The sequence below is a fragment of the Oceanobacillus sp. FSL W7-1293 genome (assembly GCF_037969815.1).
Lineage (GTDB): Bacteria > Bacillota > Bacilli > Bacillales > Amphibacillaceae > Oceanobacillus > Oceanobacillus oncorhynchi.
Genome location: NZ_CP150212.1, coordinates 2015377 through 2040996, shown reverse-complemented (window position 1 = coordinate 2040996; position 25620 = coordinate 2015377). Strand labels below are relative to the sequence as shown.

Genomic DNA, 25620 nt, shown 5'->3' with positions numbered 1-25620 from the left:
ATCATTTTTACAATAAGAGAGTTTCAAAAAGCGGAACCAACAGAAGAATTGTTGATAAGCAGCCCGCAGACATTAATAAAGTGATTAATTTTCCATTCTGCTCTTTTGAAGATTTTGTAAGCTCCCAGGACACTGCACTCCATATAACGATGGAAATAATAGCTGCTGTAAGTGTCACCTCTATGGACATTGCCCACATCTCCTTACTCTTCATTTATTTTCCGATTTCGAATAATACCATAAACAGCTAAAGTTAATGTAAATAAGCACAACACTGCTAAAGTAATAGCAGCAGTTCTATCATCATCAGAAAGACGATAAGCAGAAAATCCGTTTCCTAATGTATTGATGAATAAAGCGACAATAATAAGCGGATGTATCTTTATTTTTTTCATGGGGAATCAACTCCTGTTTCAAGGGTGTTTATTTAAGTCCGAGCTCAGCACCATACTTTCCGCCTTCTCTACCATTTCATTTTTCTCAACTTCGGAGCCAATCATAATGATGGAGTACCTTAACCCCTCTTCATCCCAAGTAATACTATTGACAACCTTTTCATAGGCTGCCTTCCTTCCCCGAATTTCCACATCAGCTTTTTCAATTTCCATACCTTTAGGTGAGTGGAAAATGGATAAAGAGAACATTGGCATATCTGCTTTAGAATAATACGTTAAATTTAACTCATCACGAGTTATTATTCCGTCGATGTGATGCATTTCGATATCCTTTAAAATAAACTCATCTTCGGGAAACAGATAGAATGATTGTTTAAGAATTTCTTCTGCCTCCGCTAATGTTACTGTATCTGGAGCAAATGATTCTAAATCCTTTATTTCAACATCATCTGGAATATTCAAAGTGAAGATATCTGCTGCAAATACTGGTGATAAATCGATTTCCTTATATTCCAGTTCTGTTCGGATGCCGCCCGCTTCGGAAATCATTTTAATAATAAATCCAGTTTTCTGGTCCACCCACAATGCTGTATCTCCAAATACATGATCAGAAACTTTTGCTTTTGCTTCTATATGGAATGTATCAAAATCTAGTATTTTTTCTTCTCCTATTATTTCAAGCTCATGAGTATTCTTCGTGATGCCCAGCATTCCATTCATTTCCCCTGTAGAATCATATGATTCTACATCTCCATCCGCTGTTATATCCATCTCGAATGCGCTACGATTATATTTATCATAGATAATCGTTTTATTACCATCATTCAAGGCTTCCGTTCTTTTATCTTCCCCTGCCAGCTGGTCATGCGTAATGGTTTTTCTTTTGCCATTTCCGACGTATTCTTCTAAGATACTGTGCTCCATTAATTCTGTTCCTTGATATACTTTTGATTCGGATAACGTATAATAATGATCCATTCCTTCTCCTGCTTCAACTGCCTTGCGCATTATTTCTTCTGCAGATATGTTCATATCTTTTCGCCTCCTGATTTGGTAAAAGGCTGCATACGGGCCTATGTTCTTTTTATATACATTGGACGGTATGCAGCCTTTTTGATGTGGAAAATGCATTTGAAAAACTGATCTCTTCTATTGTTCTGAACTTAATATCATCTCTTCCGTCAACTCCAAAATTTCTTCTTCTATATCCGGATCATTAATCAGTAAAGAATAACGCAAACCATCTTCATCCCAGTAATAATTGTTGATGGATTCTTCATATGCTGCAACATTCCCTCTAATTTCAACATCTGATTCTTCTATTTCCATGTCCTCTGGAGACTCAAATATAGATAAATTAAACATAGGTATTTCATCATCTGATATATAGGTTAAATTTAATTCTTTTCTCTGCAATTCCCCGTCTGAACCATATAGTTCAATTTCGCCCAAATGATAATCTTCTTCAGAAAACATATAGAAAGCTTGCCCAAGCTCTTCTTCTGCTTCTTCTACGGAAATAAATTCAGAAGAAAAATTATCCTCCATATCTGTAATTTCTATCTCTTCCGGAATATCAAGTGTGAATGTATCTTCTGTAAAATCAGGCGAAAAGTCCAGCTCTGTATAAACTGATTCCATTTTAGAATCACCTGTTTCTGAAATGGTTTTTAGAATTATCCACGTTTCCTTATCTACCCAAATCTCCATATCTCCCATTAAACTATTTGCTTCTTTCGCCTCCAGCTTCATATGAAAGGTATCTCGATCCAATAATTGTTCGTCTCCAATTACTTCATAGTCATGAGAGTCTTCCATTCCAGCCAGCATATTTTGAAAAATCTCTTTTGGACTGATTTGAATACCTTCGAAAACGGATGTATCCATTTCCTGCGCTGTTCCGTCACTTTTATTATACATCACCATTTTTTCGCCATTATTAAGCGTCTCTATTTCTTCTTCCCCTGCTTCTGTATCTCCACGCATGATTATTTTCCGATTATTTCCTGAAGCGTATTCTTCCATTACCGATTCCTCTATGATGTCTTCTCCTTCATATACTGTCATTTCAGATTTCCCATAAAATTCATCTATTTCCTCTACTTCTGTTTCCACCACATTATGAATAATCTCCTCTGCAGATACCTCCACATTTTGTGAACATCCACCTAATACCAGAAACAAAATACTAGCTGCTATCAAGCTTTCTTTCCATCTAAATTTAGACATAATTTATCTCCTCTCTTTAATCCAGCAGGCAAACAACGTTCCTTTTCCTGCTGTTGACCAGATATTTATTTTTCCTTCATGGTTTTCCATAATAAATTTTGCAATACTTAAGCCAAGGCCTGAGCTTGTTCCTTTCCCTCTGGAAATATCATCTTGATAAAATGGTTCAAATACTTTTTTCATCTGGCTTTCTTCCATTCCTTTTCCTTCATTTTGAATCAGAAGTACCGTTCCATCTGTTCTCCACAGATTTACTTCTTCTTTTAATTCAGGGAAAACCCAATCTGGCAGTGATTTTGTTGATGCTATTGCCCCTATCCAAATTTCACCATGCTCTGGTGTATGACGAATACTATTATCCATGAGATTATCTACCAGCCGAATCATTTGTTTTGGATCCAATTCATAAGCGCTTCTAACATGCCATTCAGTAGTTAACTGAATATTTTTCTTCGCACATGGTTCTTCATAGCCTGAAAATAACATGTCAAAAAACTCTTCTCCATTTACTTGCACCGGTTGGAGAATATTCTTAGAGGATTGCAGTGCTGTGAAAATAGATAAATCATCAATCAATTGCTTCATATGATTTAATTTATCATTGAGAATCAATTGGTATTCTGTCCTTTCTTCCTTTGATAAATCATGATTTTCCATAGCCTCCGTATAGGTGCGGATTACCGTCAGAGGTGTTTTTAAATCATGCGATAAAGCAGCCACCATATATTCTTTTTCTTCCTGCTGTTTGACAAGTTCCTCTCTTGTTTCTGTAATTTGTTTTTTCATTTCCTCAAATTGGTTATTTAATTCTCCAATTTCATCTTTTGATTGATTTAGTTTTTTATCAGTATTTTTCCCAACGGCAAAAGCTTGCATATGCGCTTGCAACTGATGCAGCGGGCGATTCAGTTTACGGTTTATCGCTCGTATGACAATAACATAGAGCAGAATGAAAAAAATCCCTGAAAGAATGATTGTAAGTAATAGCTGCTGATTGGAGGTCTCAACCCAATCTGTTCTTCCTTGTGTAATTTCGTAAACACCAGCCAGCTGATCATTCTCATCAAATACAGGCCTCTTATACACATACGTTTTTGGTCGTCTCTGCATCTCATTTAGATTTTTAAGTATTCTATCCTGATTTTGTAATGGATAATATCCAGTATTCCCCTCCATCGTTGAGAATACATGAAGGCCATCATAACGATATAAATCGATGCTCAGATTATCATCACCAATCTCTGTTAATTCTTGAAAACGGTTATTATCCAAAGATTGATATAAAGAAACATCATTCAAAGTCTCATTTAGATTGGAAACTAGTATTTGAAAATCAACATATTCTTTTAAATTTTCTTCCTGATTATAACTCTGTAAATTAACATAAAGCAGATACACCGCCACAATTGGCAGCAGCATCACCACAAGATGGCTCACCATCAGCCAATTTTTAATCTTCATGGCATCGGCTCTCCTACAAAACGATACCCAGCTCCCCAAACTGTTTGAATAAATTTAGCCTGTTTTCCAGTGTCCTTTAATTTCGTGCGAAGACTCTTAATATGCACGGTCACCGTATTATTACCGTTCACATTTTTCAGCTGCCAAATATGCTCATAGATGTGTGCTTTCTCAAACGTAATAAACGGATTCCGGGCAAGTAAGAATAAAATTTCCTTTTCCTTCGCCGTCAGAACAAGAAGCTCACCCTCCAAAAATACTGCGTCATTTAAGAAATCAATCGCTAATCCATGTGCATATTGTGACATTTGCGCATCATAGCTTTTACTTGTATAACGCTGATATCTTCTTAAATGGGATTGAACCCGTGCCGTTAATTCCTTAAGACTGAACGGCTTGGTTAAATAATCATCTGCACCTAAATTCAGTCCGCGTATTTTACTGTCATCCTCTCCTTTTGCACTGACGATTAATAAGGGCACATCGCTTTCCAAACGAATTTTTTCACAGAGCTCATAGCCATCCATCTCCGGCATCATCAAATCAACAAGCACGATGGAGAAGGAACCTGCTTTAAAATCCTCCCAGCCTTCTACACCAGTAGATGCCCATGTCGTTTGAAACCCTTCCCTGTCCAGATGACCCTTCATAATCCGGGCAATTTCATAATCATCTTCTACAATTAAAATGTTTGTTCTCTCTTCCATTGGAACCCCTCTCTCTGACTACTTTAAGTATAAATCATGCATGATGCTGCCTTTGAATTCTTTATTTTTAGTTAATAATTTCTATGTAAGAACGCGTTACAGTTTTCCCTTGCTGTAACGCGTTCTTTGATTAATCTCTATCATAAGGCAAAACTACTGTTACGGTGGTGCCTCGCCCTTTTTCGGATTGTACCGAAATAGCCCCCTGATGCAGCTTGGCGATTTGCAGGGCAATGCTCATGCCAAGCCCTGTCCCTTCATTTCTTTCCTCTGTATTGGTGCCGCGATAATAGCGGGTGAATAAATGCTTTTGCGTTTCCTCATCCATGCCCATTCCATTATCGGTAATTCTGATTTCCAGTGCCTTTTCTTCTTCAGAGTAAGCAACCTCTACCTTTACAGCAGTTTCAGGCGGATTATGCTTCCAAGCATTATACATCAGATTATCAATCATTCTTTCAAACAACCGTTCATTCACTTCTATTTTCCTATCTGGTTGAATCGGTTCATATACAACTGGATAATCCTTAAAGGTGACATCCTTTTGAAACTTCTCTAAGATTTGCTCCATATATTCATTGATACTCACCGCGTTAAACGTTAAGCTGCTGGCATCATTTTTCAATCGAAAGCTGAGCGTAAAGTCTTCAATTAGATCTACCATATAATCACTTTTTTCAGTGATGGTATCTCCAATCTCTTGAAGCTCCTGCTTCGACCAATCGTATTCCTTATTTCCCAGCAAGCGCCCGTAGCCTTCCATGGTAGTCAGAGGTGTGCGAAGATCATGGGAAATTCCAGCAACCCATTCCTCTCTGCTTTTTTCCAGCTGTTCTCTTTCTTTTTGGGAAGCATCCAGTTTTTCAGCCATCTCATCAAATGCCTGGAAAACCTCTTTATACAACTTATATCTTCTTTTTAATTTGCCATTTTTCCGATATACTTTTTTCTTCTCCTGTTCTGTTAAAACTTCTTTATAGTTTCCATTCCCCATCCGGTTGAGCCAATTTGAAAAAATAAACAAAGGGCTTCCATAACGAAAACTCGTCCAAAAAGAGATTAAGAATGTTACTAGCAATATAACCCCAGTTAAACCAACGAATACTAGCGTAATATCTCTATACAATGTTAATGGCATATCCTGACTTTGTTCATTTGAAGTATATAAAATCCACGAATTACCTGAACCTCTATCTAGGTAAGTATACTGTTTTTCAGTGAAAAGATCGGGAGAAGTGTCTTTTTCAATTATTTCTAATGGCTGCCCTTCTATTTGCTCCTGATTACCAAACTGTTGAATAATAGCTCCTGTTTCATCATAAATAGAAAGTGTTCCTTCAAGCTGGCTTAATTTCTCTTCCACCTCAGGCTGGTCTGTTTCGGAAATCCTGCCGTTTGCATTCGTATTTTCTGATAATTCATTAATAAGAATTTTTCCTGGTTCTTGGTAACCAAGCACAAATAAATATGCATCGTCACTCGCAAATAAAGGCTCTTCTAATGTATATTTGATAGCATATTCTCCTAGCTGCTCTCTCTCCTTCATTTGTACAATGTCAAAACTGCTGTAATTCTCTTTTATATCTTCCGGTACATTTGCAGATTCAACCACTTTTCCCTCTTCATCAATAATTTGCAGCCACGTTTTCTCAGGTAATGCATCGCTGATTTCGTTCCCAAATTCTTTATATTCGTACGGATCGCCAACCTCAATTGCAAGTTCTTCTAGCTGCGTTTGATAATAATCCTCATCTCTTTCCACATTAGAAAGGGAATACAAACCGATAAAAAAAGCAGCGACTACAACAACAATCATCAACAAAGAAATAAATCCAAACTGAATCGAAAAATGGAAAAACAACCGGCTCCGTAATTTCTTCATGAGGCATTTCCTTTCACCAATTTATACCCCAATCCCCGAACAGTAAGTAAAAATTCCGGTTTACTCGGATTGACCTCAATTCTTTCTCTGATTCTTCTAATATGTACCGAAACCGTATTCTCATCTGCAAAATGTTCAAAACCCCAAACAGCCTCCAATAAATCCGCTTTGGAAAAAATTCTATTTGGATGCTTACAAAAATAAAGAAGCAGCAAGTAGACCTGTGTCGGGCATGGAACATCCTCTCCATTCACCGTTAACACACCTGCGCTTTCATCCAGGACAAAATGGCCAAAGTCATAGTTGCTGGATTTTTCTGGTATAGCAGCTTCAGTTTTAGCAGATCTTCTTAAATACGCTTTAATCCTTGCCGCCACCTCTAACGGATTAAATGGTTTGGTGACATAATCATCTCCCCCAGTTGCAAACCCTGTTAACACATCTAAATCGGATACTTTTGCCGTTAAAAAGAGAATATACGCATTTGTCAGCTCTCTGATTTTCGGACAAAAATCAAAGCCACTCCCATCTGGAAGCATGACGTCCAAAATAATCACTTCTATTTTATGTTGCTTTAATATCTGAATGGCTCCCTGCCCGGTATAAGCTTTATGTACACGCTGAAATCCTTCTTTCTTCAGCATCATTTCTAACATAGTTACAATTGCTTTCTCATCATCAACAATCAAAATATCTGTTTGTTCCTCCATGTATGACACCTCCATTGGTATCGTACCATAGCAAGTTTACGAACAGTTGAACAAATCGAAGCTTTTTTAATTTATTGGTAATGTTCTGTTCAACTAGCAGACAGCTGCGTTTGCTAGAGTGAACGTAAAGAAACATAAGAAGGAGTAGTGGGTATGAAGCACCAAGCAGAAATGATCTTAACAGCCATTGGCATTTTATTATTTGGCGTACTATTCGCCGGAAGCATCCTGTTGTATGGCAATGTCGAGGGAAGCCCTGAGACGCTGGAGTTAGTCCAATCTTTTATGGAGGATGAAAATATAGTTGAATTCAGCGAACAGCAAATCATCACTTATATAGGTTATTTATTTATCTATTTAGCTGTCATTTCCTTCACCTGGATAATCTTAGGATCCGCAGCTATTTACTTATTGAAAAAAGAAACAAACGGAAAATCGGCTGGAATTCTATTAATTGGGATAGCCATACTTGGCACGCTTTCAACAATCGGTTTAGGGGTTTTTGGCGGTATAGTCTATTTGATTGCCGGAATCATGGCGATAATCCGCAGCCGTTCTGCCAGCAGGCATACATAGGAAACGAGGAGATGAATTTATGTTTACAGTCGCTTTTAGAGAGTTTAAAGGTTTATTTACGAGCATCCGATCGATTTTAATAATTGCCGTCTTATTTGGTGTCACAGTCGGCGCCGCCAGATTAGTCCGCCAATTTGAAGCTCCCCTTCAGGATTTAGGACTTGGACAGGATGCTTATATGATGGGATTAATGCTTTTATTGATTTTAGCTGCGCCTTTGTTTGTAACCAGCCTGTCCCACAATATCGTCAATAAAGAAATAGATACACGGACCATCCGTTTTTTAGCAACAAAAACAAGTCGGAATCATATTATTCTCGGTAAATTTATCGGGAGCTTTTTGTTCTGGGCTGTGTGTCTTACCGGCGCTTTGTTACTCATCATTCCATTTTCAAAATCGTTTTCCGTTTTAAATCTGATTCAAGCAATTGTTTTTGTATCTTACTTTATCGGCCTGACACTGTTTCTATCAACCGTTATTCCAAAGCCATCTCTAAGTATGTTTTTAGGTATCATTATTTCGGTTGCTCTGCCGGTGCTTGGTTTATGGAGTACAGGAACAGATAATTTATTTGTGAAAGCCATTGGCTATGTTACACCTTATTTTTATTACATGCAGGAAGAAACGTACAGTTACTATGCTTATTTCGTAGTGCTTTTCCCCATTTTATTTATTGTATTAAGCTTATTCATCTTTAGAAAGAGGGATTTATAAATGGAAGCTTTGCAAACACATCAGTTAACTAAATCATATGGAAAGAAAATAGTTGTTGATTCCATTGATTTACACATTCTCGAGGGTACGATTTTTGGCTTTCTCGGGAAAAATGGAGCAGGAAAATCCACGTTTATCAATATGGTGACCGGACTTATCAAGCCCAGCTCCGGTTCCTTTGAAGTTTTGGGACAGCCTGAAAAAAGGCTGGAATCGATTCAAAAAGAAATTGGTGTACTGCCGGATTATTCTACCTTTTATGATGATTTAACTGCGTACCATCATTTAAACTACTTTCAGAAGTTAGTCAAACAATCGCTTACTAAGCAGGAGATTATCCATGTTCTCGAACAAGTCGGTTTAGAGGACGCTGTCCATGTCAAAGTGAAAAAGTTTTCGTTTGGAATGAAAAAGAAACTGGGCATCGCCCAAAGCATTATTCATCAGCCTAAGCTGCTCTTTTTGGACGAACCAACATCCGGCGTGGATGCCAACGCCGTTTTGAACATTCATGCATTAATTAAAGAAATTGCTTCACAAGGAACAACGATTCTATTAACCTCTCACAATTTAAATGAAGTAGAGAAATTATGTGATGAGATTGCGATTATGAACAAGGGAAGCATTCAAACGCAGGGAACGATGAAACAGCTGCGGGAACAATATCAGCAGGACATCGTGATTCATATTCATCATCGCGCCCTCTCTGAAAAGGAGCAAGTACACTTACAGTCTTCCTTCACAGCGCTTGTCGAAAAAATTCAAATCGGGGAAACAGCTTCCGAAATCATTGTGGCTTCAAAGGAGTATATTCCGCAAGTAAATAAACAATTTGTAAGGCAGGACATTGATGTATTTCGGTTAGAAGTAGAAGAACCGTCCCTTGAGGAAATTTTTCTTAATCTAGAGTAAATGAAGTCTGTATAACAAAGCAGGAAAAATGAAAGGTGATTTAATTTGATAAAAGACATTCCAGCACCACAACGCAGATTATCCAAATATAGTATCAAGGTTTGGCTTATGAATGAAGTCCTTTCGAATGTAATTGGCTTAGGTATACTTGGTCTATTCCTCTATCTTAGCTATTCTTTTTCATGGAAAGAATGGATAGCTTGGATCATCATGGGGCTGATTTTGTTCACGATTATCGATATGAGCTTCACCCCCTTCAAACTCCAAAAACGGTATCAGCATTGGCGTTTTGGGGTCAGTGAGGAATTTTTACAATTAAGGTCAGGAGCGCTTTTTCAAAAACATCAGATGATACCCATGACGAAGATCCAATCCGTATCCATTCATCAAGGACCATTCATGAGAAAATATCAGCTTTATCAGCTGAAGGTCAACACGATAACAACGGAGCATACCATTCCCGCTTTAGATGAAACAGAGGCGATGGAACTGCGCCAGCAAATCGCAGGCTATGCGAATGTAAAGGAGCGGGACGCATGAATCAAGAAAAACGGTATCATCCCCTGCTTATGATCTACGATATTTGGCGCTTGATTAAAAACATGTTCTTCTTATTCTTGTTTTTATTTATTATTCGAGCAAATTCTGATTTTTGGCTGTTTACCTATGGCCGTTTGGCAATCGTTTTGATATTTATGCTTATTCTTTTGGCCATTCCCATTCGATGGTTTACCAGCAAATATAAAGTTGGAAATGAAAATCTGCAGCTAAACCGGCGGTTCATGATAACAAACAGCCGAACGATCCCTTATGCCACGATTCAGCATTCCAGACGGAAAGCTTCCCTATTCCATCGCATGGTCAACATGATTTCACTCACGTTGGAAACAAGTACAGCCGGAGATAATAGCACGGTAACCTTTCATGTTCTAACACAGAAAGAAGCACAGGAAATTGAAAAACACATTCGTGCAACAGGGAGGTTGAACCATTCAGAAAATACCTATGAGAAAGAATTCCCGGGCCAGGTAGCTGAAAACGTTCAAACAGATACGTATAATGCAGATCCTATCGTTCATTTCTCGCCGACAGCCTATGATATTTTCAAAGCTTCCTTAGCATCCTTTAGTTTTATAGCCGTGTTTCCCATTGTATGGTCGCTCCTATCAAACTTCATACAATTCTTTTCTTTCGGCGCACAAGCGGAAGATGTGTTCACCGATATTCTGGACGCTTGGCCCTGGTGGATTATTCTCGTTTCCATCATCTTGATCATACTGATTGCGATAGCTGCCGGCAGCGTGTTAACTATATTTCGATACGGCAAATATGAAATTGCTTCTGATATCGAAAAGATTTACATTACACAGGGATTTTCAGAGAGAACTGCCTTTACTATTTCCAAAGCAAATGTGCAAGCTGTCAGCATACATCAATCATGGATAAAAAGAGCTCTTGGAATTGCGGAAATAAAATTGATTTGTGCAGGAAATACAGGCAGTGAAGATGCAGAAGTAAACAGACTGTATCCTTTTCTTCCTGTACAGCGTGCATACACAATGATTGAAGAAATATTACCCTCTTATCAGGTAACTTCAGAAATGAATCGTTTGCCTAAAAAAGCTTGGCTGCTTCAGATGCTAAAGCCCAGCTGGGTTTGGATGATTGCAACAGGCTTGCTTTATTATGTTAAACCTGACTTTTTAGGCTTGGAAATACCCTGGTGGATACTTTCCATCGTTATTTTCATCCTGGTAATCATGTCTAGACTGCTTTATTTCTACCAGACGCGCTATGCAGTGAACGACTCCATTGTGCAGTTTAAGACTGGCGGTTTTAATACAAGATTTTTCTTGTCTAAGAGAACTAAAATAGCAGAATTTCAGCTGACACGTCATACCGTCCAGCAAAAGCTGGGATTAGCTTCTATTGTAGTAAGCAATCGTGCAAGGCCTGTTGTGTATACAAGGATCAGCAACCTTCCCATTGAATGGTGTCAAGATTTTAGCAGATGGTATATGTTAAAGAAATAGTGCATCTGCATTTATTTAGAGTTGAAAGCTTCTGCTTACATCTCAAAACAGGCGTGATTCCTCCATCATAGAATGACAGAGGAATCACGCCTGTTCCTTTCATGAATCACTATTTGCTTTTTAAAAGAAGGAAAAAAGAATCATGCTTCCTATTGCTAATAATAAGGAAACATAAGCAAAAAACTTTTCAGCTTTTGTTTTATTTCTGACAAAACAAATGATACTGATCACCAAAAAATAGAATGGGAAAAACCACGAATATATTTCTGGAAAAGCGGCAAGCATCATGATAGCCACAATACCTGTTAAAAAATAGATATTCGTATTCCTTTTTCCTTCCATGCTGTCCGTTCTTACCATGAAAACATTCCTCCTATATTGGGCAACAGGACACGAATTATTATGTAAGCCTGGTTCTCATTTTTTTGTGATGGATGTGAAGAAACATACGGAGATATATACTTTTTTATTTGAACCTTTTATTCAATTTTGCGGGCATTTTGTTTATCCTGACAAATCCTTCATACCCTACACAAATGATGTAAATAATGATTTTTAGGGTATAACATAGTAAGGCAACCGTAAATAACGATGAATGATGTATTGGAGGAAGGTGATGTATCATGAAAATATTCCAAAGTATCTTATCTGGTTTCTGCTTTGTAATGATTTATGTCCTTATTATACTTTGCGCACCACTTATTCTAACGTTGCTTCATCTGTTAGGTCTGCCTCAGCATGCTTCTATCTTTGGTTCCGGCTTATTTGAAATGGAGACGAGTCAAGGCGGTTTTTACTCTCAAATATCTTTATTAGGATGTATTCTCTCCTTTTTCACAGGGACGATTTTTTATTATATTCTCTATCCGATAAAAGAAAAGCGCAGAAGACGGTAGTCGAATCATTTATTTTAATAAAATGCAAAAAGATTCCCCTGACCTTTCCGTTAATGTGAAGATCTGAGGAATCTTTTGATAAAAGAAACGCATACCTATTGCCCGCTGTTTGTCTGTATAATCCCGCTTTCCAATATTTGAATAATTCTTTCTGTCTCTATTTCTTCTTCATCCCAATTTATTTCCGGAAGAAACACATAACGTGCCACAATATACGATAAAATCGATGTAGCAACCGTGCGTATAATTGTGTCTGTCTTCATGTCAGCCAGCTGTCCTTTGTCTTGATAATACGTGACGATTTCCCTCAGTTTATCAAAAATATCATTCCCTACATATTCAATAAACTTTTCTTTTAAATCGGGATGAAATGGAATTTCTTGTACTAAAATCTTTAACATCGGTAAATTTTTTTGAATAAATTCTTTTCGATTCTCAATCATCGCCCGAATAAAATCTTGAATATATTCAAATTCCTGATCAAGCACCTTATTCAGATCTTTTTTTATCATGGGAGCAAGCCATTTCACCATCATTGGCGAAACAACCGCCATCAGCAGCCCTTTTTTCGATTTAAAATGCTTAAAAATCGTTCCTTCTGCCACCTCTGCTTTCGTGGCAATTTCACTCGTTGATGTGCCTGCATACCCTTTTTCTGCAAATAAATCCGTTGCAGCTTCTAATATTGCGATTTGTTTTTTCGTTAATTTTGGTTCATTGTTTTCCATTTTAACTCGCCTCTTATCACGTTAGACATATCTATCTATACTATATCGGATAAGTAACTGGTTTGTCATGAATAATGGGATGATTTGATAACTTTATTCGCAGCTTGGTTGCTGCAATATGTTGAGAATTATATTTTACGATTAAAAATAGTCGTTACATGAGATAGAGATTTTGAAAAAGTTTGGTTATATCTTTAAATAAAAGTCCGTCTATTATCAGTCAGCTCTGATTTCCTTTAAAATATGATAAACAAAGAAATCCCAGCCCTATTACAAGCAATGCTTCGCCTATAACAATATTGGCTGCAATATACCCTTGTTGAATCATATTGAATTGTGCCGAATCCATCGTGCCTCCAGTAGTGGCCAAATAATTATTTGCTCCTTATCCCCACCGCTAACGCTGGTTTTCAGCTTGGAATAGCCCGCTATCGTCAGGATAGTGGATAGAATAAGAGTCCCGTATCTTTTTATAATCTCCATGATTATCCGCCTTTCCATAAAGTAAGCTATTCATGTCATTTTATCAAATTCTATTACAAACATAGCATTATTATACTGTATTTCATAATAAACCTGTCTTTTATTAAGTTTTATCAATAAATCTGCTGGGAATAGTATTACAAGAAAAACCAGTAACCCATTTGCTATTTTATTGTTGGGATATTTGAGGTGAATTTACATATTTAGCAAGCCTTCTATCCAGATATAAGGATAAATATTACTAAAAAATGGGACAATCAAGCTTTACTAAAGCATAGGGGGGCCCGCACAATGAAATCTAAAGAAAATCAAGAAAATAAACCCCATTATACAATACGCAACTGGGTCGGACTCATCCTGGGACCAGTATTATTTGCACTCGTTTATTTCCTTATTCCTGAAAACGTTTTACCGCATGAACAGAAGGTAGTACTGGGAGTAACATTGCTAGTCGCTACTTTCTGGGTGACAGAACCTGTCCCAATGGCTGCAACTTCCGTATTGCCGCTTGTCCTGTTTCCTGCTTTTCATGGTGTGGATATCGATACCGTAGCACCGGCTTACGGCAGCTCCGTCATCTTTATGTATGGAGGCGGTTTTGTCATTGCCCTGGCCATACAAAAGTGGAATCTGCATCGGCGTATTGCGCTCAATATTATTAAAATGATTGGAACAAAAAGCAATCGGATGATCCTGGGAATTCTGATTGCCACAGCAGGAATCTCCATGTTCGTTTCCAATGCTGCCACAGCTTTGATGATGCTGCCGGTGGCTATCGCACTCATTGATGAAGTGAAGGATAAAGAAATACTTAAGGGGCAAAACTTTGATTTTTTTTCAAAAGGCATCTTACTCGCTGTAGCCTATGCAGCTACAATTGGCGGTCTTGCCACACTGGTATCTGCCGTACCAAATGCTCTCTTGGCTGGAATTGCATCCTCACAGCTTGACCGGACAGTTACCTTTGCAGAGTGGCTGTTCTTCACAGGACCAATTGCAATTATCCTGTTAGTTATCTTATATTTTTATCTTACAAAGGTTAAATTTAAAGTGAAATCCTCAGAAGAAGCCGATGGTGCATTAAGCTTCGTAAAAGATGAACTTCATAAGCTTGGCAAGCTCACGTCGGACGAAATAAAGGTTGGTATTGTCTTCCTGATTACTGTCATGTTATGGATTATTTCTCCATTTGTTTCCAGCATTGGATTCATGCCTGAAAGTATTAGTGCGTTTTTTGACAATTTGGATGATGCGACCATTTCTATCTTTGGAGCAGCACTCTTATTCTTCCTGCCAAGTTCAAATAAAGCTGAACGCATCCTCGAATGGAAAGACACAACGGAATTGCCTTGGGGAATTCTTATTCTTTTCGGGGGCGGCATGTCAATCGCAACAGCATTTAGTGAATCAGGATTGAATGATTCTATCGGAGAAGTCCTGCAGATGCTTCAAGGCATGCAATATATCTTTGTAATACTGTTACTTGTTGTGTTTGTACTCAGCATTACCGAAATTCTTTCAAATACCGCTGTCTCCAATTTAATCCTGCCGCTGACTGTCGGCCTCGGGATTGCTATTGGAATTGATCCGCTTCCGCTTATGGCAGCCGCAGCATTATCTGCAGGATCTTGTTATATGCTTCCTGTTGCTACCCCGCCGAACACAGCAGTGTTCAGCGCTGGGTATTTAGAAGTTTCCGACATGGCTAAAGCTGGTGTATGGCTGAACCTCATATCCGTTGTGGTCATCACTGCCGCCGTATACTTCTGGATGCCAATTGTTTTCAGTTTATAAGATAAGTGGAAATACAACACTCTATACGCTAATCAGCTAATGATAATAAACCAAAATAAAATGGTTCCGATTATCTAATTAGGATAATTGGAACCATTTTAAGTTATTTTTAGTGAACTGTGATTCAAGGTTTTCCTCTTAAGTCATGCTGCTAAAGCGAGCTGGTAGACCCGCCATCAATCGGAAACTCAGCACCTGTCGTATACGAAGAATCATCTGATGCTAAGAACAACACTGTTTTTGCCACTTCAGCCCGTTTTCCTAAACGTCCAAGCGGATAAGTATTCCCAACTTCATCTGCGGTCTTCCCTTGCTGCTCTGCTCCATAATCCGCCATCTGTGTGTCAATATAACCTGGATGAATCGAATTCACACGAATCTGATCCTTGGCAACTTCCATCGCAACGTCCTTACTCATAATACGGACTGCACCTTTACTTGCACCGTATAATGCATGTCCAGGCGCTCCACCAAGTCCTGCAACAGAGGAAGCATTAATGATTGAACCACTTTTTTGCTTCTGCATCACAGGCAATACATGCTTCATCCCTAAGAATGTGCCTGTCACATTGATATTCATTAATTTATTCCATGTATCTAATTCAATTTCCGTGATTGGCTTGATAATATATATCCCTGCGTTGTTGAACAAGACATCAATGGTTCCAAATTGGTCAACACCCTTTTTAACAACCTCTTGCCAATCCGCTTCTTTACTGACATCATGCTTTATCGAAATAGCTTCTGCTCCAAGCTCGTTGACTTCCTTTTCTGTTTCTTTGACACCTTCAACATTTACATCAGTCAAAATAAGCTTTGCGCCTTCTTTTGCAAATAAATGAGCTGTTTCTTTTCCAATTCCGGTACCAGCTCCAGTAATCAGCGTAACTTTGTCCTGCACTCTCATCTTAACCCCTCCTTGAAATCAATAAACAAATCATAAAATTTGCTTACTTTGTATTTTTTCCCTTCCTTTATATATTTAAACAGACAAAATAGTTTTCAAATATATTCCAAAAATTCATTGTTGTACATCTCTTTTTTATTTATAACAAAATCTGGATGTGGTAACATGTTATCAAACATAGGCTGTAATAAAATAAACTGATTAGAAGAAGAACCAAAGGAGGGAATCTATATCGAAAACAACCTACATAAACCAATCAAAGATACAAATCAGCCTCCCTCAGAAACAAATGATGCGCTCCGTCGCATAACCACGATTGCTCTTATTATTTGTCTTATTTTCACAGGAGGCGGAATCTATTTTCTATTTTTACAACCCATTAACTGGATACTTGTAAGCATTTTTGCTGTTATCAGCTTTATATCCGGCCTGACTTTTGCTATGTTTATGCTGCAGAAAAAATACATCGAAAGATATGAAATTTACTATGAATTAAATGAAAAAGGGTATTTCCAAACCGCTATTGACCATAAGACCGGACAAAGAGAAGAAACATCCATCTTATTTGATTCTGTCTGGGAAGTCATTATAGGAAATAGTATCAAAGAATCTTCCTCTAATAAAAAATTGTATTATGCAGGAAAACTTATGGTTTTTAAATACAAAGACGATCAATATTATATGAGAGAATTTTTTAATGAAGAAGAATTTTACGATTGGACAGCCCGTTTTCAGGATAAAGGATCGCCATTATTTCAAACAGATGATGATCTCCGTCCTGCCCTTTTAGAACGTCAAAAATATCATACGGACTTTAACCAGCTCAAAGGAGAACCATGGAATGGGGAGAAATTCCATCAAAAAATAGGAAGAAAAATATATAAGAATCCTTTTCACCCATGGGAGCCCGATGAGAAAAAACCTGAAATTTCATTGAGAAAAAAGACAAGAAAATGGGAAATTCGAATAGGAATACTTTTGTTAGCTTATGCATTCATTCTTGGTTTAACTGTACTTCCCTGGCAGCCTGTCGCTGACGATAATACCTTTTGGGAAATGGGGTTATTATTTGTTATTGGCGTGTATGGTATCAACATACTGCTGCCGATTATTACTGTTTTTTGGAGGGCTTATACGAAATGGTTTCTCCCGTTCATTTATTTCGCTGTCCTCTTTGCAGGCCACAGTATTCCTGTATGGATTATCTCGATATTCGCTGACATTCCGCCGTTAGATATCTTTATTTTTGCGACGGAGATTATTATTATTCTGTTTGGATGGATTCCCGGGTATATCCTGCTTAAAGTAGGAAAAGGAATTTTTATGTTCATTAGAAAGCTTACTATAAAAGAAAATAACCAAATGTTATAAGAGAATAACACAAACACTGTCACAGCTCCAAAATAGGATAAGTCACCTCTATTTGCACAGTGCGCTAGAGGGGACTTATCCTATTTTGTATTATTTATTTTTAGGAATCCACAGCGTCACCTCTGTCCCCTCTCCTGCTGTACTTTTAATATTCATTCCGTGTCCAAAAAGCTTTTTCCATCTCTGATTCGTATTCAGTAAACCCACGCCCTCTTTTTCTTCCTCTTTATTTAATAATCCGGCCAATACTTCTGCTTCCATCCCTGCTCCATCATCGATAATTTTAATGTGGTAACCATCTGCTAATTGTTTCCCTTGCAGCCACAGTGTACCTGGTTTATTTTGGGAGATAATCCCATGATTGATTGCATTTTCCACGATTGTCTGGATGGACAGCGGCGGTACAAAGATATCCTGAACGTCATCAAAATCCTTATGCACGGTCAGCTTCTCCATAAATCGCTGCTGCATGATATAAATATAGGAATCTACTAACTCCAGCTCTTCCTCCAGCGATACTAACGGCTTTGTATTATTGCTATGGAAGCTTCTGGAAAGGTATCTGCCAAATTCATTCAGCAGATTCATCATCCGGTCAATATCTATATTGCTTAAGGCAGCAATGGCATTCAAAGTATTAAACATAAAATGCGGTTTGATTTGAGCTTGTAACCAAGCCGCTTCCATCCGCAATTGTTCATCAATAGAATGGCTTAAATCTGTTAATGCCTTGACCCGGGCTTGTAATTCTAACGCTTCGACTGGCTTGGCGATATAATCATTTGCACCGGATATAAAACCAGTATAAATATCCTCCGTTTGATTACGAGCCGTTAATAATAGGACAGGTAATTCGGAAAGACTAAAGCGTTCTCTAATACGTTTCGTTAATTCATAGCCGGAAAACGGCGACATCATCACATCCGAGATGACCAAATCATAGGATTGCCTCTCCAGCCACTCTATAACTGCCTCCGGATCCGTTGTACAATGCAGCTGATAATCCGGTTCTAAAAGATTTTGCATTACTTTTAAATTAACAGGATCATCATCCACAACCAGCAGAAAAAGCTTGCCTGTTGCGGAATTTTTATCATGCCATCCCATGGTATGAATGGCAGAGTCATCATAAATGCTGCCTTGTCTCCCACTCTCTGACTGTACCAAATTTATACCTGCCATTGAGCCTAAAGGCATACTAAAAGAAAAGGACGTTCCTTTGCCCAGTTCAGAATCCACATTCATTTCACCGCCATGGAGCTCAACCAATTGTCTGCAGATATTTAACCCTAACCCGATTCCCCCGCTATCTACATCAGACTTACTGAGTTTTTCATAAGGAAGAAAGATTCGTTCCAAAGCATCCGGAGCGATCCCGGCTCCTGTATCCTGAATCGTAATAACAGCCATATCTTCCTGCTCTGCAGCAGAAACAATAACCTTGCCCCGTTCTGTATATTTCACTGCATTATGAATCAGATTAAACAAAATTCGAATCAGCCGATTTTCATCTGCATATAGAGGAGGAAAATCCAACTCAATTTCATTATGTACGGTAATGGACTTTTTTGGGGAGGTAAATTGCACCATCTCGATGACACCGTCTGTAATAGAATGCAATGAAAGATTCTCTTTTTGTAACGGAATCTTCCGCTCTTTTAGTCTTGTAATATCCAGAATATCATTTAAAGTAAATGTTAATCGATGGCCAATTTGAGCTAAAAGCTGTAAATTATTGACCGTCTCAGGAGTTAAGCTGTCCCCATGTTGATTAATAACCGATTGGGCAATATTCACCATTCCATGTAAAGGATTGCGAATCTCATGAGACGTATTCGCTAAGAATTGGTCCTTTTTCTTATCCTCTTCAATTAATCTCACTGCCTGCTCTTCACTCAGCTGTGTCAATTGAATATGACGTTTAATTAATAGAATAGCGATGATAACAATGGGCACAAAAAAATCAAAGGGATAAAAAGGAAAGTCTATTTGACCTGTTTGTATTGCCGCTCCCCACACTACATTAGAGGTATAGCTGCATATCAAGAGTAAAATCAGAATCCCGTTCTTATCTCCGCGAACAATTTGCCTGAGTGTAATGATAAACAGATAAGCAATAGCAACAGCATCATATACAAACAACAGCATCGATAAAACGGTAAAATGCTCCAGTGAAAAAACAGTCAAGGTCAATACCGCCATCACGATAGCAATAACGCCTAACACCTTGATAAACTTCTGATGCATTTGATACAAATGCTGAATAAATTTAATCAAGACAAATAACACCAGAATATAGATGGCGACCAGCAGCCGGAAGGAGACATCTGCACTAAACGGCAATTGAACAAATACTTCATCGTCTAATAAATTCCCTACAGCAATCAAGAATGACATGAACCCAAAATAAACTAATTCGGTTTGCTGCTTCCCTTTATTCATAAGGAAAATGGCAAAAGCATACAGGGCATGCAAGAATAGAATGATAATAACGGTTAACTGAAGGAAGCGGGACAGATTGGTTTCCTGATTGACAGCTTCTGCCGTTCCAAAAGAAACCGTCTGATCGACTCCACCTGCAAACGGAAGCTCATGATTCGAAACTTGCAAGATAATTTCCAGTTCACGCTTATCCGGATCCGCATAAAACAGACTGGTAATCGGTCCGCGAATATGTGACTGTTCCGTTTTCTCGGCAGTTGGGTAATTCACCGATTCTACAAGCTGATCATTTACCCTGATATTAACTGCCGTATGTATGTTATTCAGACGCAGACCGAGAAAAGGAGGACTCGCATCCGGCAGCAGCACCTTCAAATAATAACTGCCATATCCCAAGCTGTTTTCCTGATTTGCATTAACCATCCTCAGCTCATTTCGCCAATCACCAGGAACCTGAATCAATGTGGAGTCCACCGCATCAGATATACCTGTTATATCTATGAATTGATTGGGATAAAAAATCCACTCCCCATTTAAAGAAATCGTCTCTTTGTCAGAAAAATCCCAATCTGTTAAATCAAGCACGCCCTCTGTGATTACAGGCTGCTCTCCTTTGTTATGGTAATTAATCCACATGAATCGAAAACTGATCAGGCACGTAAAAAATAATAATAAAATGGCAAAAACCTTGAAGTATGTATAGGTATTCTTATTTTTCATCGCAGCGACCGCCCTGCCGTTATTTGTTAAAGAACAGCCTTCTTTATAAGAATCAGCACCCATTGAGGGGTGCTGAAAGACAGGAAGATTGCTCCATTCCAGAACATCTCACTTCACGACTTGGCCAATTCTTTTATATTTTTTAGAATAAAATCTATCATAAAAAGCATGGTATATTAACAAGATTCTCTCTTTTTCTAGTATTATAGCAAATAATACTACATAAAACCCTGCAGAATGAATATAAAGTCATGAAAAATACCTATTCCCTATTTTATAAAAGACAGTTGTCACTCATATAAATACATACCATAAAAAGATTATTTTATTCCATTTCTTTAAAATGTTCTTCAATCACATACGCTGTTTCTTCAATCGATTTATCTGTCACATCAATCGTAAAAATACCAAATCGTTTGAAAACCTGTTGTGAGTAGTCGAGTTCGTTATATATTTTTTCTAAATCGGTATAACTCGTTGAATGATTTAAACCTAATGAATCTAATCGATTACTTCTAATTCTAGATAAATTATCTGGATGGCAAACTAACCCCACCAGCTTATGCGGATCTACATCTTCCAGTATCTGTGGTAAGGGAACCTCCGGAATCAGAGGTAAATTGGAAACTTTATACCCTTTATTCGCTAAATACATACTTAATGGTGTCTTTGAGGTTCGTGATACACCTAACAAGACTAAATCGGAATCTATAAAGCCTTGCGGGTTCTTGCCATCATCATATTTCACCGCAAATTCAATAGCTGCGATGCGGTTAAAGTATTCCGTATCTAATTTATGAACTGTTCCAGGTTCTTCAATGGGACTCGAACCGGTTCTTGCTTGAATCATTTCAAAAAATGGATGCATTAAATCTAAATACATGAGACCTGTCTGATGACTGAAATTTCGGGCAGTTTCAGCTAGACGATGATTAACTAAGGTGCTAACAACAATCGCTTTATCCTTTAAGGCATCCTGCAAAATTCCCAATAACTCCTCTTCTCGATTTACTAATGGAAAGCGATAGCTTTTATTAAAATTCAAATCCGGATATTGTGCACTGACGGCTGTTAGTAACTTTTGTGATGTTTCTCCGAGTGAATCAGAAATAGAGTAGATGATGATTTCATTTTTCATAATAGATGGATATCCCCTTTTATTTATTTAATTCTGCATTTCTGGCTTGCTGCGTAATGTAATTAAGTATTCGAGACTTCGTAATTTTACCAATCACTTTTTTGTGATTTTCCTCTTCAACGACTGGCAGTGAATCAACTTCAAAATCCTGTAAGATAGTGGCTGCTTCCAGTATATTGATATTTTTTTGACAGACTTTAATATGCGGCATTCGTGTCATACACACTACAACTGGCGTATTATCAATATCTGAATTTAATGATGCCCTTAATAAATCCTTCCTGGATAAAACACCCACGAGAAGTTTTTCTTCATCCACCACGTACAGGGAACCAACATCATAAATAAACAAATTAGTGATGGCATCTCGAATCGATGTATTTTGGTTAATCACTAAGGGTGGAATCATAATTTCATCGATTTTCGTATCAAAGGTCTTAAAAAAGAAAAAGGCTTCTAAATCCGAACCTGAATACGTATAGCCGATTTTAGGTGTAGCTTGTAAAATACCTGCTAATGTCAAAAACGATAAATCTGAACGTAACGTAGCTCTAGAAACATCTAACAGCTCAGATATTTTTTCCCCGCTGACCGGCTGATAATCTTTTACTAATTGGATGATTTGTTCTTGTCTTTCACTTAATTTCATACTTGGACCTCCAAAGAAAGCTATCAAACAATGTTATTATTATGTTTTCATTATACACATATTAATGAATATTTTAAACTAATAATCACATATTTATGTATTGACACACATATTTTTGTCATATATGATGATTATTAAATAAATGTGACACACAATTAAATCATTGGAGGTTTCTCATGGAAAAATTAATTTATACATTTGATGAAGGACGAAGCGGGAACAAAGAATTGCTGGGCGGCAAAGGAGCCAATCTTGCAGAAATGACTCATTTGGGATTACCTGTACCTGAGGGCTTTACGATTACTACAGAATGTTGTATGAATTATTTAGCAGATGCTTCCTTTTTTGAAGAGCAATTAAAAGCAGAAGTTTTGAAAGCGATTCAAAATTTAGAGTCAGAAACAGGGAAATCTTTTACATCTACTGAAAATATTCTATTAGTTTCTGTTCGAAGCGGCGCTGCCTTTTCCATGCCCGGCATGATGGACACCATTTTAAACCTTGGCTTAAATGATCATAGAGTTCAAGATTTTGCCAAATTGACCAATGTGAACTTTGCCTATGACTGCTACCGCCGTCTCTTGCAAATGTTCGGTGATGTCGTTTACGGAATCCATAAAGAACAATTCAATGTATTGCTGCATCAAACAGAGAAGCGTTTGAATAAAAAAGTAACTGATTTTAGCGAAGCAGAGCATATAGAATTGATTGAATTGTATAAGAATTTGTTCTCTAAGAATAAAGTAGCCTTTCCACAGGATCCAATGGAGCAATTATTTGAAGCAACGAAGGCTGTTTTCAAATCCTGGAATAACCAGCGGGCGAAAGTATATCGCGACCTGCACCATATTCCTCATCATTTAGGAACAGCTGTTAATGTCCAGTCAATGGTCTTTGGCAACAGCGGTGAGGAAAGCGGAACAGGAGTGGTCTTCACTCGCAACCCTTCTCTCGGTGATAATAAATTATTTGGTGAATTTCTAATCAATGCCCAAGGTGAGGATGTCGTTGCAGGAATTCGTACACCGGAGCCGATTGAATCTCTGCAAACCATTTTGCCAGAAGCTTATAATGATTTTATTAAACATTCTCACAAACTGGAGCAGCACTATAAGGATATGCAGGATATCGAATTTACAATCGAAAATGGCAAGCTGTATATTCTGCAGACCAGAAATGGAAAGCGCACCGCTAAAGCTACCTTGAAAATCGCTTTGGATTTAGCAGCTGATGGTTTAATTTCAAAAGAAGAAGCAATTATGCGCGTCTCTCCTGATGTCATCGATCAATTGATTCATCCGGTCTTTGATACCGAAAAACTGACAGCAGTGGATGCTTTCGCAACAGGTTTACCTGCCAGTCCAGGCGCAGCAACGGGATCAATCGTCTTTACAGCTGATAAAGCAAAAGAATACACTGCTTTAGGAAAAAAAGTAATTCTGGTCCGTCAAGAAACCTCACCAGAAGATATTGAAGGCATGGTGGTCAGTGAAGCAATTGTTACCAGCCGTGGCGGGATGACGTCGCATGCAGCCGTTGTTGCCAGAGGAATGGGTACTTGCTGTGTCACCGGCTGTGAAGCATTAACAGTCAATGAAAGCGCCAAAACTGTATTATGTGGTAACCATACCCTGACGGAAGGCGATATGATTTCTGTTGACGGCAGTACAGGAAGCTTATATTTAGGTGAAATCCCGACGATTGTTCCTGAAAACGATCAGAGCTTGCAGCAATTACTTACTTGGGCAGACGAATGCGCTGAGTTGAAGGTTCGTGCGAACGCTGAAACATTACAAGACTTACAAACAGCGATTGATTTTGGCGCAACAGGAATTGGTTTAGCCCGAACAGAGCATATGTTTTTTGGGGAAGAGCGTGTGCTGGAAATGCGCCGCTTGATTCTGGCTAAAGATGAAGAGGAAGTTCAGTTTGCTTTAAATAAATTACTAAGCTTCCAGCAAGAAGATTTCTATCAAATGTTAAAAACCGTTCAAGATAAACCAATGGTGATTCGTCTGCTTGATCCGCCAATGCATGAATTTTTGCCGCATGATGCCAATGAAATCAAGTCATTGGCTGATCAACTAAACAGACATTCATCTGCTGTGGAGAAACAAATCGAAAAATTACAAGAAACCAATCCAATGCTGGGCCATCGTGGCTGTCGCTTAGGCATCACTGAACCACTTATTTATCAAATGCAAGTCAAAGCGATTTTCAATAGTGCCATTCAATTAGCAAAAGAAGGCTTGACGATTTGCCCAGAAATCATGGTACCTTTAATTTCAGAAAAAGCCGAGCTGGACTACGTTAAAAGCTTTTTAACGGAAACCATCGAAGCTACATTCAAGGAGCATCAAATGGAGCCCTTTCCTTACGAAATCGGGACCATGATTGAATTACCGCGCGCATGTATCATCGCTGACCAATTAGCAGAAAATGCCGATTTCTTCAGCTTCGGTACCAATGATTTAACTCAAATGACATTTGGATTTTCTCGCGATGATATCGGTAAGTTTATCAATGCCTATAAAGAAAAACAGATTATGCAGCAAGACCCGTTCCAGGTTCTGGATCAAAGCGGTGTCGGCGAATTGATTAAGCTCGCTGTCGACAAAGCAAGACAAACGAAAGAAAACATGATGATCGGTATTTGCGGCGAAGTTGGCGGCAATCCTGAATCGATTTCTTTCTTCCAACAAATCGGCATCGATTATGTTTCTTGTTCACCATACCGCATTCCCGCCGCTCGTTTAGCTGTAGCGCAAGCAGTGTTAGAATAGAAAAACATACTATAAAAAAATAGCAGCACAGACCAAAGCCATGGTTTGTGCTGCTATTTTTTATCGTAGAGATGAAGGAAAGCTGACCA

24 protein-coding genes are annotated in these 25620 nt (G+C 38.2%); 9 read left to right on the top strand and 15 right to left on the bottom strand.

The features are described 5' to 3' along the window. Nucleotides 1–7: 7 nt before the first annotated feature. From MKY65_RS10085 to MKY65_RS10050, 8 genes are all read right to left on the bottom strand, one after another. A complete protein-coding gene (locus MKY65_RS10085) occupies nucleotides 8–190 on the bottom strand; it encodes a hypothetical protein (RefSeq protein WP_339184455.1) in 183 nt (60 codons plus the stop codon). 13 nt (nucleotides 191–203) lie between these two features. After that, entirely contained in the window at nucleotides 204–395 is a 192-nt protein-coding gene (locus tag MKY65_RS10080; protein ID WP_339184452.1) for a hypothetical protein, read from the bottom strand. Nucleotides 396–413: 18 nt separating this feature from the next. Beyond that, nucleotides 414–1427 carry a hypothetical protein gene (locus tag MKY65_RS10075; protein WP_339184449.1) on the bottom strand — a complete coding sequence of 338 codons (1014 nt, stop codon included), beginning with the start codon at nucleotides 1425–1427 and terminating at the stop codon, nucleotides 414–416. A gap of 117 nt (nucleotides 1428–1544) precedes the next feature. Beyond that, nucleotides 1545–2624, bottom strand: a complete 1080-nt coding sequence (locus MKY65_RS10070; RefSeq protein WP_339184447.1) for a hypothetical protein — start codon at nucleotides 2622–2624, stop codon at nucleotides 1545–1547. Nucleotides 2625–2627: 3 nt separating this feature from the next. Continuing rightward, complete coding sequence (locus MKY65_RS10065) at nucleotides 2628–4085, bottom strand: ATP-binding protein (protein ID WP_339184444.1); 1458 nt, start codon at nucleotides 4083–4085, stop codon at nucleotides 2628–2630. Further along, nucleotides 4082–4792, bottom strand: coding sequence for a response regulator transcription factor (locus MKY65_RS10060; protein WP_339184441.1), 711 nt, complete (start codon nucleotides 4790–4792; stop codon nucleotides 4082–4084). Before MKY65_RS10060 ends, MKY65_RS10065 begins: the two co-directional genes overlap by 4 nt. 130 nt (nucleotides 4793–4922) lie before the next feature. After that, entirely contained in the window at nucleotides 4923–6674 is a 1752-nt protein-coding gene (locus MKY65_RS10055) for a HAMP domain-containing sensor histidine kinase (protein WP_339184438.1), read from the bottom strand. Then, nucleotides 6671–7384, bottom strand: a complete 714-nt coding sequence (locus MKY65_RS10050) for a response regulator transcription factor (protein WP_339184435.1) — start codon at nucleotides 7382–7384, stop codon at nucleotides 6671–6673. Before MKY65_RS10050 ends, MKY65_RS10055 begins: the two co-directional genes overlap by 4 nt. Before the next feature lie 153 nt (nucleotides 7385–7537). Between MKY65_RS10050 and MKY65_RS10045 the strand changes: the two genes are divergently transcribed. From MKY65_RS10045 to MKY65_RS10025, 5 genes are read left to right on the top strand one after another with little or no spacing between them, the layout of a single operon-like run. Beyond that, a complete protein-coding gene (locus tag MKY65_RS10045) occupies nucleotides 7538–7960 on the top strand; it encodes a DUF4064 domain-containing protein (protein ID WP_339184432.1) in 423 nt (140 codons plus the stop codon). 19 nt (nucleotides 7961–7979) lie between these two features. Next, nucleotides 7980–8675, top strand: coding sequence for an ABC transporter permease subunit (locus tag MKY65_RS10040; protein WP_339184430.1), 696 nt, complete (start codon nucleotides 7980–7982; stop codon nucleotides 8673–8675). Then, nucleotides 8676–9587 (top strand): ABC transporter ATP-binding protein, encoded by a 912-nt coding sequence (locus MKY65_RS10035; protein ID WP_339184428.1) that lies wholly within the window; start codon nucleotides 8676–8678, stop codon nucleotides 9585–9587. Nucleotides 9588–9632: 45 nt separating this feature from the next. Then, entirely contained in the window at nucleotides 9633–10127 is a 495-nt protein-coding gene (locus tag MKY65_RS10030) for a PH domain-containing protein (protein WP_339184426.1), read from the top strand. Next, nucleotides 10124–11620, top strand: coding sequence for a PH domain-containing protein (locus MKY65_RS10025; protein ID WP_339184423.1), 1497 nt, complete (start codon nucleotides 10124–10126; stop codon nucleotides 11618–11620). The genes MKY65_RS10030 and MKY65_RS10025 overlap by 4 nt, the downstream gene beginning before the upstream one ends. 120 nt (nucleotides 11621–11740) lie before the next feature. Here MKY65_RS10025 and MKY65_RS10020 read toward each other — a convergent pair whose 3' ends face one another. After that, nucleotides 11741–11980 (bottom strand): hypothetical protein, encoded by a 240-nt coding sequence (locus tag MKY65_RS10020; protein ID WP_339184422.1) that lies wholly within the window; start codon nucleotides 11978–11980, stop codon nucleotides 11741–11743. A 263-nt stretch (nucleotides 11981–12243) separates the two neighbouring features. Between MKY65_RS10020 and MKY65_RS10015 the strand changes: the two genes are divergently transcribed. Next, entirely contained in the window at nucleotides 12244–12516 is a 273-nt protein-coding gene (locus MKY65_RS10015; RefSeq protein WP_339184421.1) for a hypothetical protein, read from the top strand. Nucleotides 12517–12611: 95 nt separating this feature from the next. Here MKY65_RS10015 and MKY65_RS10010 read toward each other — a convergent pair whose 3' ends face one another. Together MKY65_RS10010 and MKY65_RS10005 are read right to left on the bottom strand one after the other, a co-directional pair. Then, nucleotides 12612–13244, bottom strand: a complete 633-nt coding sequence (locus tag MKY65_RS10010) for a TetR/AcrR family transcriptional regulator (protein ID WP_339184420.1) — start codon at nucleotides 13242–13244, stop codon at nucleotides 12612–12614. 220 nt (nucleotides 13245–13464) lie between these two features. Continuing rightward, nucleotides 13465–13593: a hypothetical protein gene (locus MKY65_RS10005; protein ID WP_339184418.1), complete on the bottom strand. Its 129-nt coding sequence runs from the start codon at nucleotides 13591–13593 to the stop codon at nucleotides 13465–13467. 425 nt (nucleotides 13594–14018) lie between these two features. Between MKY65_RS10005 and MKY65_RS10000 the strand changes: the two genes are divergently transcribed. Further along, nucleotides 14019–15521, top strand: coding sequence for an SLC13 family permease (locus MKY65_RS10000; protein ID WP_339184417.1), 1503 nt, complete (start codon nucleotides 14019–14021; stop codon nucleotides 15519–15521). A gap of 151 nt (nucleotides 15522–15672) precedes the next feature. On the opposite strand, the gene MKY65_RS09995 is transcribed toward MKY65_RS10000, so the two are convergent. Then, nucleotides 15673–16428 (bottom strand): glucose 1-dehydrogenase, encoded by a 756-nt coding sequence (locus MKY65_RS09995; protein ID WP_339184416.1) that lies wholly within the window; start codon nucleotides 16426–16428, stop codon nucleotides 15673–15675. 441 nt (nucleotides 16429–16869) lie between these two features. Between MKY65_RS09995 and MKY65_RS09990 the strand changes: the two genes are divergently transcribed. After that, on the top strand, nucleotides 16870–17799 hold the full coding sequence (locus MKY65_RS09990) for a hypothetical protein (protein ID WP_339184415.1): 930 nt from the start codon (nucleotides 16870–16872) through the stop codon (nucleotides 17797–17799). 90 nt (nucleotides 17800–17889) lie between these two features. Here the strand turns inward: MKY65_RS09990 and MKY65_RS09985 are convergent, their stop codons facing one another. The 3 genes from MKY65_RS09985 to MKY65_RS09975 form a co-directional block, all read right to left on the bottom strand. Further along, nucleotides 17890–20961, bottom strand: a complete 3072-nt coding sequence (locus MKY65_RS09985; RefSeq protein WP_339184414.1) for an ATP-binding protein — start codon at nucleotides 20959–20961, stop codon at nucleotides 17890–17892. A 325-nt stretch (nucleotides 20962–21286) separates the two neighbouring features. Then, nucleotides 21287–22099: a pyruvate, water dikinase regulatory protein gene (locus MKY65_RS09980; RefSeq protein ID WP_339184412.1), complete on the bottom strand. Its 813-nt coding sequence runs from the start codon at nucleotides 22097–22099 to the stop codon at nucleotides 21287–21289. Nucleotides 22100–22118: 19 nt separating this feature from the next. Further along, entirely contained in the window at nucleotides 22119–22748 is a 630-nt protein-coding gene (locus MKY65_RS09975) for a CBS domain-containing protein (RefSeq protein WP_339184410.1), read from the bottom strand. 176 nt (nucleotides 22749–22924) lie between these two features. Here MKY65_RS09975 and ppdK point away from each other — a divergent pair, with 176 nt between their 5' ends. After that, nucleotides 22925–25531, top strand: a complete 2607-nt coding sequence (gene ppdK, locus MKY65_RS09970; RefSeq protein ID WP_339184408.1) for a pyruvate, phosphate dikinase — start codon at nucleotides 22925–22927, stop codon at nucleotides 25529–25531. The last annotated feature ends 89 nt before the right edge of the window (nucleotides 25532–25620 follow it).

Coding starts and splice junctions, on each gene's coding strand:
- MKY65_RS10085 (WP_339184455.1), bottom strand. CDS start 190: ATGTCCATAGAGGTGACACTTACAGCAGCTATTATTTCCATCGTTATA.
- MKY65_RS10080 (WP_339184452.1), bottom strand. CDS start 395: ATGAAAAAAATAAAGATACATCCGCTTATTATTGTCGCTTTATTCATC.
- MKY65_RS10075 (WP_339184449.1), bottom strand. CDS start 1,427: ATGAACATATCTGCAGAAGAAATAATGCGCAAGGCAGTTGAAGCAGGA.
- MKY65_RS10070 (WP_339184447.1), bottom strand. CDS start 2,624: ATGTCTAAATTTAGATGGAAAGAAAGCTTGATAGCAGCTAGTATTTTG.
- MKY65_RS10065 (WP_339184444.1), bottom strand. CDS start 4,085: ATGAAGATTAAAAATTGGCTGATGGTGAGCCATCTTGTGGTGATGCTG.
- MKY65_RS10060 (WP_339184441.1), bottom strand. CDS start 4,792: ATGGAAGAGAGAACAAACATTTTAATTGTAGAAGATGATTATGAAATT.
- MKY65_RS10055 (WP_339184438.1), bottom strand. CDS start 6,674: ATGAAGAAATTACGGAGCCGGTTGTTTTTCCATTTTTCGATTCAGTTT.
- MKY65_RS10050 (WP_339184435.1), bottom strand. CDS start 7,384: ATGGAGGAACAAACAGATATTTTGATTGTTGATGATGAGAAAGCAATT.
- MKY65_RS10045 (WP_339184432.1), top strand. CDS start 7,538: ATGAAGCACCAAGCAGAAATGATCTTAACAGCCATTGGCATTTTATTA.
- MKY65_RS10040 (WP_339184430.1), top strand. CDS start 7,980: ATGTTTACAGTCGCTTTTAGAGAGTTTAAAGGTTTATTTACGAGCATC.
- MKY65_RS10035 (WP_339184428.1), top strand. CDS start 8,676: ATGGAAGCTTTGCAAACACATCAGTTAACTAAATCATATGGAAAGAAA.
- MKY65_RS10025 (WP_339184423.1), top strand. CDS start 10,124: ATGAATCAAGAAAAACGGTATCATCCCCTGCTTATGATCTACGATATT.
- MKY65_RS10020 (WP_339184422.1), bottom strand. CDS start 11,980: ATGGTAAGAACGGACAGCATGGAAGGAAAAAGGAATACGAATATCTAT.
- MKY65_RS10015 (WP_339184421.1), top strand. CDS start 12,244: ATGAAAATATTCCAAAGTATCTTATCTGGTTTCTGCTTTGTAATGATT.
- MKY65_RS10010 (WP_339184420.1), bottom strand. CDS start 13,244: ATGGAAAACAATGAACCAAAATTAACGAAAAAACAAATCGCAATATTA.
- MKY65_RS10005 (WP_339184418.1), bottom strand. CDS start 13,593: ATGGATTCGGCACAATTCAATATGATTCAACAAGGGTATATTGCAGCC.
- MKY65_RS10000 (WP_339184417.1), top strand. CDS start 14,019: ATGAAATCTAAAGAAAATCAAGAAAATAAACCCCATTATACAATACGC.
- MKY65_RS09995 (WP_339184416.1), bottom strand. CDS start 16,428: ATGAGAGTGCAGGACAAAGTTACGCTGATTACTGGAGCTGGTACCGGA.
- MKY65_RS09990 (WP_339184415.1), top strand. CDS start 16,870: ATGTTTATGCTGCAGAAAAAATACATCGAAAGATATGAAATTTACTAT.
- MKY65_RS09985 (WP_339184414.1), bottom strand. CDS start 20,961: ATGAAAAATAAGAATACCTATACATACTTCAAGGTTTTTGCCATTTTA.
- MKY65_RS09980 (WP_339184412.1), bottom strand. CDS start 22,099: ATGAAAAATGAAATCATCATCTACTCTATTTCTGATTCACTCGGAGAA.
- MKY65_RS09975 (WP_339184410.1), bottom strand. CDS start 22,748: ATGAAATTAAGTGAAAGACAAGAACAAATCATCCAATTAGTAAAAGAT.
- ppdK (WP_339184408.1), top strand. CDS start 22,925: ATGGAAAAATTAATTTATACATTTGATGAAGGACGAAGCGGGAACAAA.